This is a genomic window from Bacillus sp. AFS073361 (genome assembly GCF_002567005.1).
GTDB lineage: Bacteria > Bacillota > Bacilli > Bacillales > Cytobacillaceae > Neobacillus.
Genome location: NZ_NUZU01000043.1, coordinates 1 through 20,199 on the forward strand (window position 1 = coordinate 1; position 20,199 = coordinate 20,199).

The 20,199-nt window shown below is 37.5% G+C and carries 19 protein-coding genes; 5 read left to right on the plus strand and 14 right to left on the minus strand.

Annotated features, from left to right (window positions below; genetic code table 11):
- Positions 1 to 250: 250 nt before the first annotated feature.
- Positions 251 to 1,126 carry a nucleotidyltransferase-like protein gene (locus tag COJ96_RS23425; RefSeq protein WP_098576221.1) on the minus strand — a complete coding sequence of 292 codons (876 nt, stop codon included), beginning with the start codon at positions 1,124 to 1,126 and terminating at the stop codon, positions 251 to 253.
- Positions 1,127 to 1,277: 151 nt separating this feature from the next.
- On the opposite strand from COJ96_RS23425, the gene COJ96_RS23430 reads away from it, so the two are divergent.
- On the plus strand, positions 1,278 to 1,619 hold the full coding sequence (locus tag COJ96_RS23430) for a YgzB family protein (RefSeq protein ID WP_098576222.1): 342 nt from the start codon (positions 1,278 to 1,280) through the stop codon (positions 1,617 to 1,619).
- A 91-nt stretch (positions 1,620 to 1,710) separates the two neighbouring features.
- Here the strand turns inward: COJ96_RS23430 and perR are convergent, their stop codons facing one another.
- From perR to COJ96_RS23465, 7 genes are all read right to left on the minus strand, one after another.
- Positions 1,711 to 2,148, minus strand: a complete 438-nt coding sequence (gene perR, locus COJ96_RS23435; protein WP_026564336.1) for a peroxide-responsive transcriptional repressor PerR — start codon at positions 2,146 to 2,148, stop codon at positions 1,711 to 1,713.
- Positions 2,149 to 2,255: 107 nt separating this feature from the next.
- Positions 2,256 to 2,810, minus strand: a complete 555-nt coding sequence (locus tag COJ96_RS23440) for a cob(I)yrinic acid a,c-diamide adenosyltransferase (RefSeq protein WP_098576223.1) — start codon at positions 2,808 to 2,810, stop codon at positions 2,256 to 2,258.
- Between the two features lie 249 nt (positions 2,811 to 3,059).
- The gene (gene bcp, locus COJ96_RS23445) at positions 3,060 to 3,530 is read right to left on the minus strand and encodes a thioredoxin-dependent thiol peroxidase (protein ID WP_098576224.1); all 471 of its coding nucleotides are present in this window, start codon (positions 3,528 to 3,530) and stop codon (positions 3,060 to 3,062) included.
- Between the two features lie 79 nt (positions 3,531 to 3,609).
- Positions 3,610 to 4,005 carry an ion channel gene (locus COJ96_RS23450; RefSeq protein ID WP_306460612.1) on the minus strand — a complete coding sequence of 132 codons (396 nt, stop codon included), beginning with the start codon at positions 4,003 to 4,005 and terminating at the stop codon, positions 3,610 to 3,612.
- Positions 4,006 to 4,079: 74 nt separating this feature from the next.
- The gene (locus COJ96_RS23455) at positions 4,080 to 4,865 is read right to left on the minus strand and encodes an ABC transporter permease (protein ID WP_098576225.1); all 786 of its coding nucleotides are present in this window, start codon (positions 4,863 to 4,865) and stop codon (positions 4,080 to 4,082) included.
- Between the two features lie 9 nt (positions 4,866 to 4,874).
- Positions 4,875 to 5,666, minus strand: coding sequence for an ABC transporter permease (locus tag COJ96_RS23460; protein ID WP_098576226.1), 792 nt, complete (start codon positions 5,664 to 5,666; stop codon positions 4,875 to 4,877).
- Positions 5,667 to 6,674 carry an ABC transporter ATP-binding protein gene (locus tag COJ96_RS23465; RefSeq protein ID WP_098576227.1) on the minus strand — a complete coding sequence of 336 codons (1,008 nt, stop codon included), beginning with the start codon at positions 6,672 to 6,674 and terminating at the stop codon, positions 5,667 to 5,669.
- 158 nt (positions 6,675 to 6,832) lie between these two features.
- Between COJ96_RS23465 and COJ96_RS23470 the strand changes: the two genes are divergently transcribed.
- The 3 genes from COJ96_RS23470 (at position 6,833) to COJ96_RS23480 (ending at position 14,159) form a co-directional block, all read left to right on the plus strand.
- Complete coding sequence (locus COJ96_RS23470) at positions 6,833 to 8,128, plus strand: glutamate-1-semialdehyde 2,1-aminomutase (protein ID WP_098576228.1); 1,296 nt, start codon at positions 6,833 to 6,835, stop codon at positions 8,126 to 8,128.
- 318 nt (positions 8,129 to 8,446) lie between these two features.
- Positions 8,447 to 12,916: a glutamate synthase-related protein gene (locus COJ96_RS23475; protein WP_098576297.1), complete on the plus strand. Its 4,470-nt coding sequence runs from the start codon at positions 8,447 to 8,449 to the stop codon at positions 12,914 to 12,916.
- A 169-nt stretch (positions 12,917 to 13,085) separates the two neighbouring features.
- Positions 13,086 to 14,159 (plus strand): FUSC family protein, encoded by a 1,074-nt coding sequence (locus tag COJ96_RS23480; protein ID WP_098576229.1) that lies wholly within the window; start codon positions 13,086 to 13,088, stop codon positions 14,157 to 14,159.
- A gap of 16 nt (positions 14,160 to 14,175) precedes the next feature.
- Here the strand turns inward: COJ96_RS23480 and COJ96_RS23485 are convergent, their stop codons facing one another.
- From COJ96_RS23485 to fabL, 5 genes are all read right to left on the minus strand, one after another.
- A complete protein-coding gene (locus COJ96_RS23485; RefSeq protein ID WP_098576230.1) occupies positions 14,176 to 15,942 on the minus strand; it encodes an ABC transporter ATP-binding protein in 1,767 nt (588 codons plus the stop codon).
- Between the two features lie 149 nt (positions 15,943 to 16,091).
- Positions 16,092 to 16,622 carry a nucleoside tri-diphosphate phosphatase gene (gene ntdP / locus COJ96_RS23490; protein ID WP_098576231.1) on the minus strand — a complete coding sequence of 177 codons (531 nt, stop codon included), beginning with the start codon at positions 16,620 to 16,622 and terminating at the stop codon, positions 16,092 to 16,094.
- Positions 16,623 to 16,825: 203 nt separating this feature from the next.
- A complete protein-coding gene (locus COJ96_RS23495) occupies positions 16,826 to 17,083 on the minus strand; it encodes a YgaB family protein (RefSeq protein WP_098576232.1) in 258 nt (85 codons plus the stop codon).
- 298 nt (positions 17,084 to 17,381) lie between these two features.
- On the minus strand, positions 17,382 to 17,825 hold the full coding sequence (locus COJ96_RS23500) for a gamma-type small acid-soluble spore protein (protein WP_098576233.1): 444 nt from the start codon (positions 17,823 to 17,825) through the stop codon (positions 17,382 to 17,384).
- A 75-nt stretch (positions 17,826 to 17,900) separates the two neighbouring features.
- Positions 17,901 to 18,650, minus strand: a complete 750-nt coding sequence (gene fabL, locus COJ96_RS23505) for an enoyl-[acyl-carrier-protein] reductase FabL (RefSeq protein WP_098576234.1) — start codon at positions 18,648 to 18,650, stop codon at positions 17,901 to 17,903.
- Between the two features lie 112 nt (positions 18,651 to 18,762).
- Here fabL and COJ96_RS23510 point away from each other — a divergent pair, with 112 nt between their 5' ends.
- On the plus strand, positions 18,763 to 18,987 hold the full coding sequence (locus COJ96_RS23510; RefSeq protein WP_098576235.1) for a hypothetical protein: 225 nt from the start codon (positions 18,763 to 18,765) through the stop codon (positions 18,985 to 18,987).
- Between the two features lie 23 nt (positions 18,988 to 19,010).
- Here COJ96_RS23510 and mutY read toward each other — a convergent pair whose 3' ends face one another.
- Positions 19,011 to 20,111 carry an A/G-specific adenine glycosylase gene (mutY, locus tag COJ96_RS23515; RefSeq protein ID WP_098576236.1) on the minus strand — a complete coding sequence of 367 codons (1,101 nt, stop codon included), beginning with the start codon at positions 20,109 to 20,111 and terminating at the stop codon, positions 19,011 to 19,013.
- Between the last annotated feature and the right edge of the window lie 88 nt (positions 20,112 to 20,199).

A 20,199-nucleotide genomic window follows, 5' to 3' on the forward strand; every position in this document is an offset into this window, starting at 1 on the left:
TTTGTTACGTTGGCTTAGCTTCTTAAAAGAAACTAAAATTTATTGTTTGTTTGCACGATTCTGTTTGTTTAGTTTTCAAAGAACGATTTTATCATCGCTCAGAAGCGACTTTATTAATATAACATAAGTCATCAAAAACTGTCAATAACTTTTTTAACCGCCACTTACGAAAACATTTTTTCAATGTCTTGCAGCGACGGTTATTAATATACCAAGTATTCCTTATAAGGTCAATACGTTTTTTTCTTTTTTACAATAATTTTTTATTAAGACGATAACCTCTATGAAAAACACCCTGGCCTTTTGTCTCTATATTCACTACATCGATTAAATGTTTATCAATTAAATATTCAAGTAATACTCCTAGGTCAACAGAGTAAGGAATTAATTCCTGTTCACTCATAATTTCATTGAATAACCAAACTTCCCTGCTGCTAAGTACTTCTAAAAAATGACCTGTCCCCATTTTAGTTCTTGAATGAATCATAAACTCACTTGCAAGGAATAATAGTTCGAGTCTTTTTTCAAGCGTTTCTTCACTATACACAAGTTCCTCGTATAATTTATAAATTTCAGGTTCTATCTGTTTTACTTGATTCCAAACCGTTAACTCTGGATGAAGCCCATTTTCTAACACAGCTAACCTTGCAAGATGATGCAAGGAATGAACAACATAATTGTAGGCATCTAAAAACTGATGACTTTCAAATAAGGCTTTTCCATCCACATAGCGTCGAATCAATTTTGCAAATTCTAAACCTATTTTTATTTTGCGCCCATTAAAAGGAAAATCACGCAATTCTGTTTTTAAATTGGCTACATATTCGTTCCGATCGAAAATGATTTTGGCCTCATAAAGCCATTCAAATATTTTCCGATTCGATCCTAATAAAATCCATTCATTCAACTGCTCTTCCGTGATGATATGCATGGCTGCCTTTTTATCGTGGTAGGTATAGTGCTTTATAAATAGGGGCTGCTCTGCTTCTTTGACAAGGATTAACAAGATTACATCAAATGAATCTGTTATATGACTTAACTTTTGTTTTTTTTCTACCATCAATACTCCAAGAGTATTCAATTGGCTCGCCCGTTCTTGATAAATAGGCCGAAGGATGTCTTCCATCTATTATTCCTCCATTTTTTTCAGGTAGCAATATAACTTCGACAATGATAACAAATCTCCTTCTTTCTTCGGAGACAAATTTCGACATTTCTCATCCTTGCTTTTTCCTTCTTACCATAATTATGGTATAGTTTCTCTAGGAGGGAGTAACATGGCAAGATATTCGAGTAAAATAAATAAAATTCGTACCTTTGCATTATCATTAATTTTTATAGGTTTCATTGTTATGTATGGCGGGATCTTTTTTCGAACTTCTCCACTTATTATGACCATTTTTATGATTTTGGGCCTTCTTTTTATTATCGCAAGTACTATTGTTTATTTTTGGATTGGTATGCTATCAACAAAAACTATCCAAGTAACATGCCCTAACTGCGGAAAGCACACGAAAATGCTTGGTCGAGTGGATATGTGTATGTATTGTCGTGAACCATTAACCCTTGATCCTAATCTAGTAGGCAAGGAATTTGACGAGTCATATAATAAAAAATAAGAAAATAAAAGAGGAAGACTAAACCATTTTGCTAAAAAGCTACTGTGGTTAAGTCTTCCTTCTTTATTCACAAAAATCTGCTGCTTTAAGGTTAATGAACCTCTTTACTTGCACATTCCGGACAGGAACCATAGATTTCCATACGGTGGTTTTCAACTTTGAAACCTGTTACATGGGAAGCTAGGTGCTCCACTTCATCTAAGCCTGGATATAGAAAATCCACTATTTTTCCACACTTTTCACAGATGACATGATAATGATGAGATGTAACGAAATCAAATCGACTTGAAGCATCCCCAAATGTCAGTTCCTTCACAAGACCTACTTCACGAAATACTCGCAAATTATTGTAAACCGTCGCCACACTCATATTTGGAAATTTTCCTTCAAGGGCTTTATAAATATCATCTGCAGTAGGATGTGACATCGAGTTTATTAAATATTCAAGTATCGCATGACGTTGTGGAGTAATGCGTACCCCTGTTTCCTTTAAGGTATCCAACGCTTCTTTTAACTGGTTCATCGCCATGCACCTTCTTTCTAAAAAATATTCTTACTTTATAATTGTTATAATTAATTTTACTAAGTAAAATGTACTTTTGTCAATATTGTTATCTTATTAACAAATAATGTTTATTATCCTTTTCCATGTAATGTTTGTTCAGATGCACTTAATTGGAAATTTACATAGCGTGCAGTCACAAACAATAAGTCGGAAAGTCGATTTAAATAAGCTAATACAAGTGGATTAACCTCTTCACCTAATCCAACAGCGCATCTTTCTGCCCTCCTTGCTGTTGTTCGCGCCACATGGAAAGCAGCACCTGCAGGATGTCCCCCTGGCAAGATAAAATTTGTTAACACTGGAATTGCCTCATTCCATTCATCAATCTGTTTTTCCAATTCTTCAACATCTGATAAAGCAAGTGCCCACTTCACTTCCATTCCTTTTGGGGTGGCCAGTTCTGCACCTACATGAAAGAGATTTGTTTGTATTTTATGATATATAGTATCAATTATTTCTTTCCCTTGAAAATTTTCCTTATTTAAATAGCTAAGAGCAAGACCAATCATTGAATTGGTTTCGTCACAAGTGCCATATGCTTCCACACGTAAATCGTTTTTCGCCACTCTTTTTCCGTATATTAGTGAAGTTGTTCCTTTATCACCAGTTCTAGTATAAATTTTCATTTATTAAACCTCCTGTTAATGACCGTGACTACAAGGCATTATTGCGCGAGCATTTTTTTCATCATAACACCTGTTAATATATTTAGAAAACTCAAAATATAAAAACCCTTTGTATCTCCATAAAAAAAAGGGCCACTATGGACCCAAAATTTATCTGAGGAGGTATGCCCTAATAAAAGGATATTCAATCTCACGTAACTTGCATTGGACAAATGCCTTCCCTTAACAAAATAGGCTTCTGTTAAGGAATTAGCTGAGCTGCTCCCTTATGTATAATAAAGCCTCATCAACATGACCCTTGACTTTGACATTTCTCCATTCTTTCACGAGCTTGCCTTCCTTATCAATAATAAATGTAGACCTTTCAATCCCCATATATTCTTTACCGAAGTTTTTCTTTAACTTCCACACTCCGAAATTTTCTGCTAATTGATGTTCTGTATCTGCTAGAAGAAGAAAAGGCAATCCATATTTCTCGACAAATTTTTGATGACGGTCAACTGGGTCTGGACTTACCCCCAAAATAACTGCATCCACTTCAGTAAATTTTTGAATTTGATCTCGAAAATCGCATGCTTCTGTAGTACATCCTGGCGTCATATCCTTTGGATAAAAATACAAAACGATATTTGTGCCTCGGAAATTTGATAGATTTACAGTCTCGCCATTATTGGCCTCTAACTCAAAATTTGGTACTTGCATTCCAATTTCAACCGTCATCATTTACCACTCCCATATAATAATTCCTTTAGGTAAGCGTAACAAAATTCACCCATATAAAACAACTATCCTGCATCACTTATAATGTTTCCCGGTCAAACATAACTCGAGCTACAAAAGCTGCCGGTAATGTATATCCAATCAACGCCTCTGTTACTGTAATAATCCTGCCTATCCCCTGCGGAATGACATCACCATTTCCGACTGAAAATAAGGTCATCGCACTAAAATAAAAACTAGTCTCAAAAATATTCCTGTTATCTTGATTATTAACTTCCATTAGTAAGGACATGCCAATTAACTCAAAAAGTAAATAAATAAGTCCAAAGCCAAGAATAACCGTCAAATAAACTGAGCCTAAATACAAAAAATTATCAATGGATACTAACTTATCTTTAACTGTATTAGGAATAAAAAGCGTTCTTAAACTCATGAAGATGCAAAAAATAACAATTGGAAGCAAGAAAAAAAACAAAATAAACCACCTCAAAATTTTACTTTTTGTAGTTTATTTCTATGCTAGCTTGGACAATAAAATATCTGTTAAAACTAATTCCCTGCTCCTCTATATTTCTTTACACCTTGATTCCAAATCATTACAGCAATGAGGAAGAAAACAACACCAATTACAGGTGTTAAAAATGAATACCAAAACCATTCCTTTTTGCCAAGAAAAAAGGCAGCGGGGTAAACACCAACAAAGGCAAATGGCAGCACCCATGTTAAGACAAATCGAATGAGTTTATTGTAAATATTTACAGGGTACCTGCCATAATTGCTAATGTTGTACATCATGGGCATTAGCGACGTACGAGCGTCTGCCCAAAAACTAATGCAGGCAATCATGATGAAAACTCCTCCATAAACAAGTGCCCCACCAATGACAAAAAGGATAAATAGAAATGGATCAAACCAATGCAGTGAAAGATCCAGTCGGTTTCCGGCATAAAACATCACAGCAATTCCTGTAAGAGCTCCTAATAAGGACTCTAGTTCAAGCCTCTCAAGGATGATTTGAAAGAGACTATGGATAGGTCTTGTTAAGATTCGATCCAATTCCCCCTTCACGATATACCGTTCATTAAAATCCCAAATGTTAAAAAATGCAGAAAAAACAGCAGATGGGACGAGAAAAAATCCATAAATAAAGATAATTTCATCCCTGCTCCAGCCATTGAGTAAATTGGTATGACCAAATACAACTAATATAAAAATTAAATTTATCGCTTGTGATAATAGATCTGAGAAAAATTCAACAAAAATATCGGCTCGATATTGAAGTCTCGTTTTTAAATACTGTGATAGGTATTGAAAAAACATCGAAATATAGAACAACTCTTACTCTTACCCCCCTTGAATAATCAGTTGTTTCTTTGCCAAGGACCAAAGAATTTGGATTGGAAAAAATAACAGTATTACCCAAACAAATTGTTGAGTGATTGCATCAATCGCCTGTGCTTGAGAAAAACCTTTGGTCACAATCATACTCGGAAAATAACTAATTCCTTGAAAGGGAAGATATTTCATCACAGCCTGGGCCCAGCCCGGAAAAAAACTAATCGGCAGTAACAACCCAGAGAACAAATCAATGACAACACGTTTGGCTCGAATCAGCCCAGAGTTATTATATATGAAGAAAGTAGTAATTCCTGTTAGTAAATTCAACTCCGTATTTATAAAGAAACTCAACAAAATGGAAATGGCAAACAATCCCCAAACACTGAGATCCCATGTAAACTGTACTGGAAAGACAAAATAAACGATAATCAGTCCTGGAGCCGAAAAGAAGAATAGCCTGAAAATCCCTTCCCCTAACCCCTGCATAACTTTCATCCCCAGGTAATTGTAGGGCCTAATTAATTCAACTGCTACTTTACCCTCCATAATTTCCAGGGCCATTTCACGATCAAGGTTGTTAAAGTAAAAGGCACGGGCCATCCAGGAAACAGCAACATATGTGGTCATCTGCGTAACTGAAAGACCAACAATTTGCTCTTTATTCCCGTAAATCGCAGACCATAGAAAATAATAGGCACCAATATTAATACTATAGATTAAAATTCCCGTGTAATAATTGGTCCGGTATGCAAGCATCATTAAAAAGCGGATTCTAATCATCTCAAGGTATTTATCCACTTATACCGCACCCTTTTCATAAATATTTCGAATAATTTCTTCCGTCGACGTTTCATTTATTTTGATATCTTTTATTTTAATAGCAGCTACCAACTTGGCAATGACTTGAGAAATAACTTCATCATTATCTTCCAGCGTAGCCGTAAAGATTTGCCCTTTTTCGTCCAGGTCCCACTTTACAGGAATTTCACTGGTGAGGTTATGCACAGCAGACAGTTCGACATGTTCAAGAAACTGAAATTGAATCTCTTTCCCTTCCCCCCATTTCTCCTGAAGATTCTTTAATGCCCCATCATATATGACCTTACCTTCATCTAACATGATTACTCGCTCACACAATGCCTCAATATCTGTTAAATCGTGTGTAGTTAAAAGGATCGTAGTCTGATATTTCTCGTTAATCTCTTTTAAAAATTCACGAATTTTTAGCTTTACAAGCACATCTAATCCAATCGTTGGTTCATCCAAAAATAATAATGGCGGATTGTGAATGAGCGCAGCAGCAAGTTCGCATCTCATTCTCTGACCTAGCGATAATTTTCTTACTGGTTTATCTAGCAGCGGTTCGATATCTAACGTGCGAATCACATGACTCATGTGGCTGTTATAATCTTCATCGGACACCTTGTACACTTTTTTCAAGAGGCGAAAGGATTCTTGAACGGCGATATCCCACCACAATTGAGACCGTTGTCCGAACACAACCCCAATTGTCTGGACAAATTTTTCTCGTTCTTTATGCGGGTTCATCCCGTTTACCACGATTTCTCCTGATGACGGAGTTAAAATTCCGGTCAGCATTTTAATGGTGGTTGATTTTCCTGCGCCATTCTCACCGATATAACCTACCATTTCACCTTTTTTCACAGAGAAATTAATATCATTAACGGCAGGAACAATTTTATAATTTCTTGTTAATAAATCCCTAAATGCTCCTTTTAAACCAGTTCGGCTGGAATATGCCTTAAATTCTTTTCGCAAATTATTAACTTCTATTACATTATTCATTTTCTCCCCCCAAAACAATGACCTAGAAATTTAGTTTAGCCAAATAAGATTGATAAAACAACAAGCACGCATTCATGAAATATCCGAATAGTTAAACAGACAAAAATTAGCTGAAAAAGTGCTAAAATGGGATAGAAGTAATTGAAGGAGGGAAATATATGAAATTTATTAATTCAGAAAGATTACATAATGAAGCACTTGAACATATTGTGGGCGGAGTAAACAGTCCATCACGTTCCTATAAAGCCGTAGGCGGCGGAGCACCCGTTGTAATGGAACGGGCTCAAGGGGCATACTTTTGGGATGTGGACGGAAACCAATATATTGACTATCTAGCTGCCTATGGGCCAATTATCACTGGTCATGCCCATCCCCACATTACTGAAGCAATCAAACACGCCGCAGAAAGTGGTGTATTATATGGAACACCCACACCACATGAAGTTAAATTTGCAAAAATGTTGAAAGAAGCCATTCCTTCGATGGAAAAAGTTCGGTTTGTAAACTCTGGGACAGAAGCTGTCATGACAACAATACGCGTTGCCCGGGCTTATACTGGAAGGGATAAAATCATTAAATTCGCAGGCTGTTATCATGGTCACTCTGACCTTGTCCTGGTTGCGGCAGGCTCCGGTCCATCTACATTAGGTACACCAGATTCTGCAGGTGTCCCAAAAAGTATTGCACAAGAAGTAATAACAGTACCTTTTAATGATATTGAACCATTTAAAGAAGCTTTAGAGAAATGGGGGGACCAAATTGCTGGTGTATTAGTGGAGCCCATCGTCGGAAACTTCGGGATCGTCGAACCAAAACCTGGATTTCTACAGCAGGTCAATGACTTAACCCATGAAGCAGGTGCGCTTGTGATTTATGATGAGGTCATTACAGCGTTTCGGTTTATGTACGGTGGTGCCCAAAATTTATTAGGAATCGAACCTGATTTAACCGTCCTTGGAAAAATAATTGGCGGCGGTCTTCCAATTGGCGCGTATGGTGGACGGAAAGAAATTATGGAAACAGTTGCCCCGCTGGGCCCTGCCTATCAAGCAGGAACGATGGCAGGAAATCCAGCTTCCATCCTATCTGGAATTGCCTGTCTCGAAGTCCTAAAACAAGAAGGAATTTATGATTATCTAGACCGTTTAGGTGCCATTCTTGAGAATGGGATTTTAGAGGCTGCGAAAGAATATAATATCGACATAACAATCAATCGATTGAAAGGTGCTCTAACTATTTATTTTACAAAGGAAAAAATTGAAAACTATGTTCAAGCAGAAAATACAGACGGAGAAACATTTGCAAAGTTCTTTAAGCATATGCTCCATCAAGGAATAAATCTTGCTCCATCCAAATATGAAGCATGGTTTTTAACAATCGCACATACAGTTGAGGATATTGAGGCTACTTTACATGCAGTAAGAAATGCATTTTCTTTACTCTCGAACGAATAAATATACAATTTTTATGCACAAAAGGAAGTGGAAATCACTTCCTTTTATTCTTTTAAACCCTTTGAAAACGTTTACATTAACATATTCACTAATCAAATCAGTGCCTTTTATCCACTATTTTCTTATCCAAAATAATGTATATTTATTTGATTTCTGAAAATTCTTATGATACTATTAAATTACTAATTTTTTAATTTATCCTTTAACTATATACCCCGTTAAAGTGACAAACGAATACACAACCACGAATTTATACTTAAACTTTTAGTTTCATAGGAGGTGAATGGCCTTAGTAGATTACTGCTAAAGCCTAATATGATGACACAAAAATGGACCCCTTCCCTATTTAAAGATTTCCACAAACAAGAACATGATGCTTGCGGAATCGTTGCATGTCTTGAAAAATCTAAGCGTCCAACTAGAAAAAATATATTTGATTGTATAGACGCGCTTGTGACCATGAATCATCGCGCTGGATTTATAAATGGTGAAGGCGATGGTGTCGGCATTCATACCGATATCCCAGTGGAGCTTTGGAAAGAAAAATTGCTTCAAGCAGGTCAAGAACCAACACTTGCTGAAAAAGATGAATTTGCTGTTGGGCATGTTTTTATTAGTCAAAAAGTAAACTGGAAAACTACCAAACAGGAATTACTTAATAAGCTAGAGAAATACGGCTTTGATGTAGTATTTGAATCAGATCAAGTAACGGATTCTTCTGCACTTGGCCCAATCGCCATCCAGGAAAATCCTATTTTCTGGCAATTTGCCTGTCTTTCTTCAATAACTGGCCAAGAATTAACCAAGAGCCTTTTCGAAGTATTAATTGATTTTGAATCGAATGATCAAGTTCATGTTGCTTCATTAAGTCACAACCATGTCGTATACAAGGTAATGGGTGCAGGAGATATTCTCCCACGTTTCTACCATGACCTTGCGAATCCACTTGTGGCTTCAACCATGACGCTTGGACATAATCGTTATTCTACAAATACTTTATCAAGCTTCTTCAGAGTACAGCCATTTAGTGTTCTTGGACATAATGGAGAAATTAATACCATTGCCAAACTTCGAGATGAAGCAAGAATGATTGGTGTACCCCTTGTCAAAGATGGCAGTGACTCTCAAGATTTAAGCCGGACAATGGAAACATTAATTTGCCGCGAAGGTTTTTCATTATTTGAAGCAATCGATGTTTTATTCCCGCCAATCATCAATGAAATTAAGGCATATCCTGAAAATCTTCAAGATTTATATACTTACCTAAGAGAAGCATGGGGGCATTTTGCTCAAGGTCCTGCAGGGATTATTTCAAGATATGGTGATGAAGCCGTATTTAGTGTTGATGCACTAGGACTCCGTCCGCTGTGGATGCTCGAGACAGAAAGCTCTTATTTATTTTCCTCTGAACCAGGAATCATTTCTTCGAGCGAATATGTTAACGAACCAAAGCCTTTAGCACCAGGTGAAAAGGTTGGCTTTAAATGGAATGGTGAAACGCTGGAGGTTTTTGAGCAAGATCGTTTTCAAACTGAAGTCTATTCCCGTTTTTCTGAGAAGTTAAATATTAGTGAGGTTAGGGCTCGTTTGCTACCTCCTTCATTAGGAAAAACAGTTACGATGACATATCCTGACAAAATCCATAATGGACAATATAAAGCATTTGGCTGGGAACGAGATCATATTCAATTAATCGAACAAATGGCGGAAAAAGGTGTGGAACCAATTCGATCTCTTGGTCATGATGCACCACTAGCTGCACTTAACCCAGAAAGAAAAAATATTGCTGATTATTTTAAAGAAAGTGTTGCGGTTGTAACGAATCCTGCAATTGACCGGGACCGTGAGACTGAACATTTTTCAACACGTGTCATTATTGGAAAGCGTCCAACTCTATTCAATAAAGAAAATAGCGAAACAGTTATTGAATTAACTACCCCTTTATTATTGGAAGGGAAAGCAGGCTATGACTTATCTGAGAGTTTAAATCAACCAAGTTTTGATCAAGTTGTCTCTCATTTTCAGGCACGGAAGCTTGTAACTTTTATTTCTGCTACATTCAGTAAAGAAGAAAAATTAGAGCAAGCGTTAGAAAGACTTGCAAATGAAGCCGTTCAGGCAGTTCAAGCAGGAAAAACTTTACTTGTTCTTGATGATGCAAAAGCACATCAGGAAGATTCTTATTGGATTGATCCGCATTTAGTAACTTCAGTCATTGATCAGGCACTTGTTAAAGCAGAAATAAGAAGAGAATGTTCTTTAGTCCTACGTTCTGCTGCCATTCGTTCACTTCATGACATCATTACGGCATTCGGATTAGGTGCAGACTTAATCAGCCCTTACTATATGTTCCTAACGGTTCTTGACGAGACATCAAAACCTCTAATAAACCTTTATAGTGCACTTACTAAAGGGCTAGAAAAAGTAATTTCAACAATTGGTATTCATGAACTACGCGGATATGGCCGATTATTCTCAAGTATCGGCTTACATGAGGATATTGCCAATCTATTAAAAATTGTTAACTTTTTTGGTTCGAAAGAACTTGAAACTGATTTTGAAGCAATGAAACTTGATGCTTTATCAAGAGCCGAAGATTACCACAATGAAAAGGAAAGAGTCGGAAAGACTTTCCATCTCTTCCCACGGATTTGGAAGGCAATTGGTGAAGTAGCATCTACTGGAGATTACGATGTTTATCGTGATAAAATCACCGAACAAGAAACAGAGAATCCAACAACGATCCGTCATTTAATTCAGCTTAAACCAAGTAATAAACAGTTAGTACCAGAAGATGTCGACCTTCGTGTCGGTGACCATGATTTACCGTTCATTATTTCTTCCATGTCCTTTGGTTCTCAGAATGAAACAGCATTTAGAGCCTATGCCGAAGGTGCAGACCGTTTAAATATGGTTAGCTTAAATGGTGAAGGCGGAGAAATTAAAGATATGCTCGGTAAGTATCCAAAAACAAGAGGTCAGCAGATTGCCTCAGGAAGATTTGGTGTAAATGCTGAACTTCTTAACTCTTCTAACCTATTAGAAATTAAAATTGGTCAGGGGGCAAAGCCTGGTGAAGGTGGTCATCTTCCAGGTTCGAAGGTTACAGCAAAGGTTGCTGAAGCACGTAATGCAACCCTAGGTTCCGATTTGATCTCTCCATCTAACAATCACGATATCTACTCAATTGAAGACTTAGCGCAAATGATCTTAGAATTGAAGACGGCAAATGATCAAGCAAAAATTGCAGTTAAAGTCCCTGTTGTACCGAACATTGGAACAATTGCAGTTGGTATTGCAAAAGCAGGAGCAGATATTATCACTTTGAGCGGATTCGATGGCGGAACAGGTGCTGCAAGAATTCACGCACTACAGCATGTTGGATTACCAGTTGAAATTGGCGTAAAAGCTGCCCATAATGCCCTGCTTGAAAGCGGCCTTCGTCACAAAGTAGAACTTTGGGCTGACGGCGGTATGAAAAGTGCAATGGACGTTATGAAAATTATGCTCCTTGGTGCTAACCGTGTTGGCTTTGGGACATTATCGATGCTGGCAATTGGTTGTACGACCTGCCGTGGCTGTCATTTAGATACTTGTCACGTCGGTATTGCCACTCAAATTGAATCAGAAGCACAGGCAAAAGAACACGGTCTACGACGTTTTGTTCCAAGACAATTAGATTTAGCTGTACAAGGAATAATGAATCTCTTTACTGCATTTGCAACAGAATTAAAGAGTCTATCGGCTTCCATTGGAGTTCGCAATCTACAAGATGCAGTTGGTCGTTCTGATTTATTAGAGCAAATGAAAGGCCAGGGTCAACTTAGCCTCTCTTATTTGCTAAAACCATTAGAAATCAGCCAATTTGCTAAAACAGAAGCGTCAAAATCAATTGAAGAGGTGCAAATGCAAGTAGCTGTCGGAGCAGAATACTTAGATGGCAGTGTGGACCAATTACACTCTTCTCGTGAATTCACTAGTGTTACATCCGAACAGCGAGTACTTGGAAGTCGTGTATCTTGTCACCGTGTCCGCGGAAGATTAGATGGTTCTTATAAGCAGTTACCATCGGTTCAGCTTAATTATAAAGACGGTTCCATTCCTGGAAATGGCTTAGGTGCCTATAATAGTGAAGGAATCGAAATCACTGTTAATGGCGGCGGTCAAGACGGCGTTGGAAAAACATCCTTTGGTGGGAATATCCAAATATTAAAATCAAAAGGTAAGAATGGTCAATACTATAATGGTTCGGTAGGAAAAGGGTTCGGCTATGGTGCTCAAAAGGGACTTCTTATCGCGCAAGGAAATGCAGACGCAAGAGCTGGAATACGACTTTCTGGTGCAGATTTAATCATCGGTGGTACAGTTAAAAAGCCACTTCCGGAAAATGAAGGTGGGAATATCGGTTCAAATGCAAACATCAAAGGGTTTGCCTTTGAATATATGACAAATGGCCGCGGCCTTGTACTCGGTGACCCAGGTCCATGGATTTGCGCAGGAATGACAGGCGGGGTTGTTTATATTCGTCAGCAGCCAGAAATGGGATTAACCAGAGAAGCCATTCAGAGAAGAATTGCTAAAGGTGCAAAAGTTTCAATTGTTGATCTAAATGAAAAGGGCAAACAGGATATTAACGAACTTTTAGGTAAATATACTGACCTGCTCGAACAGAACGGTCAGACAGAGGAAGCACAGCAGCTTCGTGCACTACTAACGAATGTTGAAAATCACTTTGTGCAAGTACTTCCTGTCAAAGAGCAAGCTGATCCATCTGTATCTACAGAATGATTTATAGAAACAAGTTTAAGGACGTCCGCTTTTTTAGCGGACGTTTTTTTATTCCAACTTTTTTTAACAAATATCAAAAAAATTCATTTGATATCTCTTGATAATATGGGGTAATCCATGTATAGTAAAATTTTGCTTAAGAAAACCTTTTGAAAGGAAACCAATTAGAATGAAGTTAGGTGCCCGCATATTAAAAACGGGAATTGCTATTGTACTCTCACTTTACTTAGGTCAGTTGTTACACTCTCCCTCACCGGTATTCGCTGGCATTGCCGCCATATTCGCGATTCAACCAACCATTTATCGTTCCTATTTAACGATTATTGAACAAATTCAAGGAAATCTTATTGGGGCATTACTCGCAGTCGCTTTTGTTCTTCTCTTGGGAAATCATATTATTGTGATTGGATTAGCAGCAATTATTGTCATTGCCATTAATTTAAAGCTTAAACTTGAAAATACAATTGGATTATCGCTTGTTACATTAATTTCGATAATGGAAACCCCGGGTGGAAATTTCATTCCATTTGCTGGAATCCGCTTTTCGACCATTATGATTGGTGTATTTTCTGCCTTTATAGTTAATCTTTTGTTTATGCCTCCAAGGTATGAAAACAAACTTTACTTCAAAATGACGAGTACGACTGAAGAAATCATTAGATGGATTCGGTTAAGCACACGTCATGACTTTGATCATAATCTACTAAAATCAGATATTGTAAAATTAAAAGAGAATATTATTCAAATGAATCAATTTTACACGATGTATAGAGAAGAACGCAGCTATTTTAAGAAAAAGAGCTTAGAAAAATCACGTAAGCTTGTTATCTATAGGCAAATGCATTCAGCTGCCAAGAAGGCACTCGATACATTAAAAAGGCTTCATCGTTTTGAGAATGAATTATTACATCTTCCAGCGTCATTTCAGCAAGCCATACAAGAACAATTGGATTGTCTCATTTACCATCATGAACAACTTATGCTTAGATTCATTGGTAAAATTCCAACCTCTCCCACTGATTCTGAAAATAATGTTTGCTTAAATAAAAAGCAATTATTTGATTTGTTTTTACTCCACCAACAAAAATTTACTGAGCAAGACCAGCCGCATTTATTTCATACAATGCAAATCATAGCTTCGATTATCGATTATGGCGAACAGGTTGAACACTTAGATACTTTAATTACAAGTTTTCATTCATATCATCATAATGAAGTATTGATTGAAGAAGACATTCTATAAAAAGAAACCGAAGCATTTATTCTGCTTCGGTTTCTTTTTGTTCTAATTGTTGAACTTGAAAAAGTTTATAGTAATTCCCTTGTTTCGCCATTAACTCATCATGTGTCCCTATTTCTACGATTTGACCATGTTCAATCAGGACAATTCGATTGGCATGAGTTATGGTGGATAATCGGTGTGCAACGATAAAAGTGGTCCTATCCTTAGCTAATGCTTCAAGTGATTCTTGTATTGCATGCTCACTCTCCAGATCCAGAGCAGATGTTGCCTCGTCAAGTATTAAGATAGGCGGATTTTTTAAAAAGACTCGGGCAATCGCCACTCGTTGTTTCTGTCCTCCTGAAAGCTTAACTCCTCGTTCTCCGACCCTAGTATTGTACCCTTCAGAAAGGTTTAAGATAAACTCATCAGCATTAGCAGCTTTTGCAGCCATATAGACCTCTTCTTCAGCTGCATCTGGCTTCGCCAATAAAATATTATCCATTACCGATTCACTAAACAAAAGATTATCCTGAAAAACGACACCAATTTTGTCCCGTAGAGATTGAACCTTAAAGTTTCTGATATCTATCCCGTCTAATGTGATTCTCCCACTTGTCACATCATAAAAACGGGGAATCAAACTAACTAGCGTTGACTTCCCCCCGCCGCTCATTCCTACCAGGGCAATTGTTTCCCCCTTTTTCACATGTAAAGTAATATCTTTCAAGACTCTCTCTTCGTTTGCTTCGTAGCTAAAAGACACATTTTCAAATGAAATATCACCGTGTACTTGATTACAAACTTGAGCATCTGGGGAATCAACGATATCATACTTCTCATCTAAAAATTCAAACACCCTGTCCATTGATGCAAATGATTGAGTAATTGTTGTAGAGGAATTAACTAATCTTCGCAATGGATTGTAGAGCTTATCAATATAGGCAAAAAATGCAACCATCGTCCCTAATGATAGCTGGTTCTGAATGACAAGATAAGCAGAATAGCCAATCACAATTAATGGGGCAATATCTGTAATGGTATTAACTGCAGAAAATGCCTTTGCATTCCAGCTGGTATGCTGTAAGGCCTTTTCCAAGAAATTCTTATTTTGCTTATCAAATTGACTCTGTTCAAAATCTTCTATCGCAAAGCTTTTAATTACCGGCATACCTTGAACACGCTCATGCAAATAACTTTGCACCTCCGCAAGTGCTTGTGAACGTTGCCGAGTCAGCTTACGTAGATTCCCAAAAAAATAACTAATCGAAAATGCGTAAAGTGGAAACAACAATATTGATACGAACGTTAGCTTAACACTCATTGAAAACATAAGAATAATGGCGATAATAATTGTGGCAATATCCAGCCAAAGATTCATTAATCCGGAAATGACAAACGTTTTCGTCTGTTCCACATCATTAATGACACGTGAGATTATTTCCCCCGCACGATTATTTGAAAAATATTTAAAACTTAACTTTTGAATGTGAGTATACATCGTATCACGAATATCATAAAGGATTTTACTTGAAGTCCACTGGGCAAAATATTGACGGTAATATTCAATCGGCGGTCGCAGGATGACAAAAACAACAAGCATAATAACCAGAATGAATAAGAGCTTTTCAAGCTTCTCGTCGTGAGAAAGAGTATGACTACCTACAATGTCATCCACAACATATTTAATCAATAGTGGTATCATAAGCGGAATAGAAAATTTAATTACCCCAATGATGATTGTCCCTATCACCTGGAACCGATACGGTTTTACAAATTGCAGATACCTAAGAATACTGCTCAAAATAGCCCTCCTTTCAAAAAATAATAAGAAGCATGCTATACCAATTACTTTTTTACAATAATAAAATCACATTGTTTGCTTCCTTTACACAAAAGCAAATAAAAACCTGTTGATTACATCAACAGGCGCGTAATATCCTCTTTACCCATCTAACGTCTGTATGTTAAATAACGTTCATACCAAATATCAATAAAATCTGGTGCAAATGGGCCATTCCGTTGCCGAATCCATTGAATCAGTTTTTCCACATTCCTTTTTAGGATTTGATCAATCGGATCTGGATAATTCATTTCACGGCGATGACGTTCATACTCATCTTCGTCTAGTAAATTAAAAGTCATATCTGGAAACACCTTAATATCTAGATCATAATCAATATACTTTAGTGCTTCGCCATCAAAAATAAAAGGGGAACTGATATTACAGTAGTAATAAATACCATCCTCACGAATCATTCCAATTACGTTAAACCAGTATTGTGAATGGAAATAACAAATGGCAGGTTCTCTTGTTATCCATGTTCTTCCATCTGATTCTGTCACTAGTGTTCGGTCATTGCCTCCAATAACCAAATTCTGTGTCCCCTTTAATACAGTTGTTTCTTCCCAGACGCGATGGATGTGCCCATTGTGCTTATAGCTATGTATTTGCATTGGTTCACCTTCGATGGGTACGCCCATGTTTCTCCCCTACCTTCATTCCTGAACGCTTTGCAACCCTATTTAAACCGTTAGATAAATAATGACAAAAGGTAACAAAGTACAATTCCTATTTATTACTATTATTATAACGGTTGAGAACAGATTTTAAAACAAAAGAGCCATATTTCGATGGCTCTTTGTAAAAATTTGCGAATTTTTTAGGGAATTCTTTGTTTTTCCACCTAAAAGGAAGGTGTTAAGTTCATTTCCCGATAGGAATTGATTACTTCTTCTGTCTGCTTTTCAAAAGTGGACTGGATCCCTTTTAACTCATCTTTCATCAGCCGGATCTCTGATTGGATACTTTCAAGATCCGTTGACTTGTGTAACATTTGAAGCTCTGCTTCGATTTGTTGACAACGCTCAAGTTCTCCTTGAAGAAATAATAATTTCTCCATCGTTACCAATTGCTCGGAAACTAATCTGTTAAAATGATCCATTTCCCTCACCGCCTTCTTATTAGTTCCTAATATGTATTCTTGACCAAGTTGTATTCTCCTTTGAAAATTTATGTAGACATTAGAGAAGTTTTGTCGAAATTGAAAAGCGGAGGCGCCTTGAACAGGGGCGACAGGCATAAGACGAGCCGGCTTGAAGGTTGCTTTTTAACCTTCAGGACGGATTGGCTTATGACCCCGAGCCCCTAGGCGCTGGAGCTAGACAGTTTTCTAAGTACAATGACACAGAAAGAAGACACTCTATTCGAATCTAGAGTGTCTTCTTGGTTTTTAACTATTATTAGCTTTGACCAAATTGGCCATTGCCTTGGTTTTTACGGGCTTGAGATTGTTGGTTTTGTTGTCTTACTTCTTGAGCATCTGTTTGGCTTGCAAATTCAGTTCCAAATTGGCCAGATGAGCCCTGAGAACCCTGAGCAAAACCAGATTGAGATCTTTGAGCAGATTGTTGGTTTTGTTGTCTTACTTCTTGAGCATCTGTTTGACTTGCAAATTCAGTTCCAAATTGGCCGGAAGAGCCTTGAGAACCCTGAGCAAAACCAGATTGAGATCTTTGAGCAGATTGTTGGTTTTGTTGTCTTACTTCAGCAGCATTTGTCTCGCTCGCAAATTCAGTTCCAAATGAGCCTTGGGACCCAGATTGAGATTGAGCGTTTTGTTGTCTTACTTCCTGGATGTTAGTTCCAGCTGAAGTTTTGTTTGGCTGTTGATTGAATTTTGCCAAGTTAATCACCTCCACGAATATAATGTAACCATGCTTCGTGGAGATTATCCGAAAAAAAATATTATTTAAAAATAATTAAACGAGTAATGAAATTCCACCATCGATAATGATGGTCTGCCCCCTAATCATGCTCGATTCCTCTGATAAAAGGAACATCACACAATTTACCATATCCTCAATTTCCACCATTCGTCCTGCAGGAGTTTTTTCTTTTGCCTCTTGAAGCAGTTCTTCACGATTTGGAAAATGCTTTAATGCTTCCGTATCGACTGCGCCTCCTGAAACAGCATTAACGACGATATTTTTAGGAGCTAATTCAACCGCCAAATATCTTGTAAGTGCTTCTAAGGCCGCCTTTGAAACGCCAACGACCGTATAATTTTCTAAATAGCGAATAGATCCCAGAGAACTAATGCTGACAATTTTACCACCGCCAGTTCGTTCCATTAATTTTGCAGCTTCCTGTGCACAAAACAGCAAAGCTTTGCTATTAATATTTAAAGTCCAATCCCAGTGATTTTCTTCAAGTTCCATTACCGGCCGTTGTACGCCAGAGGCTGCATTATTTACAAACACATCCAGACGTCCAAATTCTGCATCAATTTGGGTGAACATATCTCTTATTTTCGCCACGTCGCCGACGTTTGCTTTAACAACGAGTACTTTTCTACCTAATGCCTCTATTTGCTCCGCTGTCTCTAGAGCTGATTTTTTGCTTCTAGCGTAATTTATGACAATATCGTATCCTGCTTCAGCTAATCGAAGAGCTGTCGCCTTACCGATACCCCTGCTGCTTCCAGTGATGAGTGCTACTTTTTGAGTCATCAAACTATTCCCTTCTGTATCAAGTAATGTTTTTATTTTATCTTTTCCACGAATAGAAGACAATTAATATTAAACAATAAGAGTAAATTACCTTGGAAAGGAAGAAGTGCTTATGTATGTTGGACGTGATATGACCGAACTGTCAATGATGGCCAAAGCGGATTGGAAAAGCAGTGAGCTTGCTTTTTTTCATCATTCTTTGCAGCAAATTGCTCCCTATTTAAATAGTGAGGGACAAACGATTCATCGTGAAATTATTGAGGAAATTGAAAGCCGGGGAGGCATTAATAGACAAGAGGCAGATTATACACATGGTACGAAAACAGTATACGATTGAAAAAACGCCGCATTTTGCGGCGTTCATTCCTTTTGGCGTTCCAGATAAAGCTTAAGCATTTTTTGATAGGATACAGGGAAGGCAAATTCTTTCATTTCTTCTAATGAAACAAACTTCCACTCGTCACTTTCCTGAAAATCAGATTGGAACACACCTGTATATACATTAATATTCCACACCAAATGAGAAAAAACATGTTCAAGCTGCCCAATAATTTTTTCAAGTTTTACTTTTATCTTTAGGGATTGCTCAAATAATTCACTAATCTGCTCCCGATCATTTTGTAAGGGATGATGAATTTCAACATTAGGGAACTCCCATAAATTTGCGAGCAAACCTGTTGCTGGCCGCTTGTGAATTAATACCATTCCATCACCATTTAATAGGATCGCGGCAGCTAGTTGAACATCTCGTGTCTTAGTTTTTTTGGTCTTTATCGGAAGTTCATTTTGAACTCCCTCTTCGAACGCTTGGCAATGCTCTCGAACAGGACATAATAAGCACGAAGGAGAGGTTGGTGTACAGATTAACGCTCCTAATTCCATTAAAGCTTGGTTAAAAGCGGATGGGTCATCGTGTGAAATCAATTCTCGAACTGCTTTTTCAAATATTTTTCGTGAGGAGGATTTGGCAATGTCTTCCCATATGGAGAGAACTCTTGAAAACACCCTCATTACATTTCCGTCCACGGCAGGTTCAGGAATCCCGTAAGCGATACTTAATATGGCACCTGCAGTATAGGGGCCCACACCTTTCAGCCCAGCGATTTGCTCTGGAGTATTTGGTACGATACCGCTATACTTCTCATTTACTTCCTTAACTGCTGATTGTAAGTTTCGTACCCTCGAATAATATCCGAGCCCTTCCCATGCCTTCAATACTTTATCTTCCTCCGCCTCTGCTAAATCCTCTATGGTAGGAAACCACTCGATAAAACGATTAAAATAGGGAATGACTGTATCCACTCTTGTTTGCTGCAGCATGATTTCTGATACCCATATTTTATAAGGGTCTTGGTCTTTTCGCCAAGGTAAATCACGTTGTTCGTGTTTAAACCAGGTGATTAAGTCTGATTGAAAAGCAGATTTGTTGATTTTCTCTATATTCTTTAGTTCAATAATCATAACTTTTGTTCCTCCAGATGTAGTTAAACTGTGTGAAAAAAGGCATTATAATAAGTAATATATTTGTTTTACGTTAAATCACTGGAGC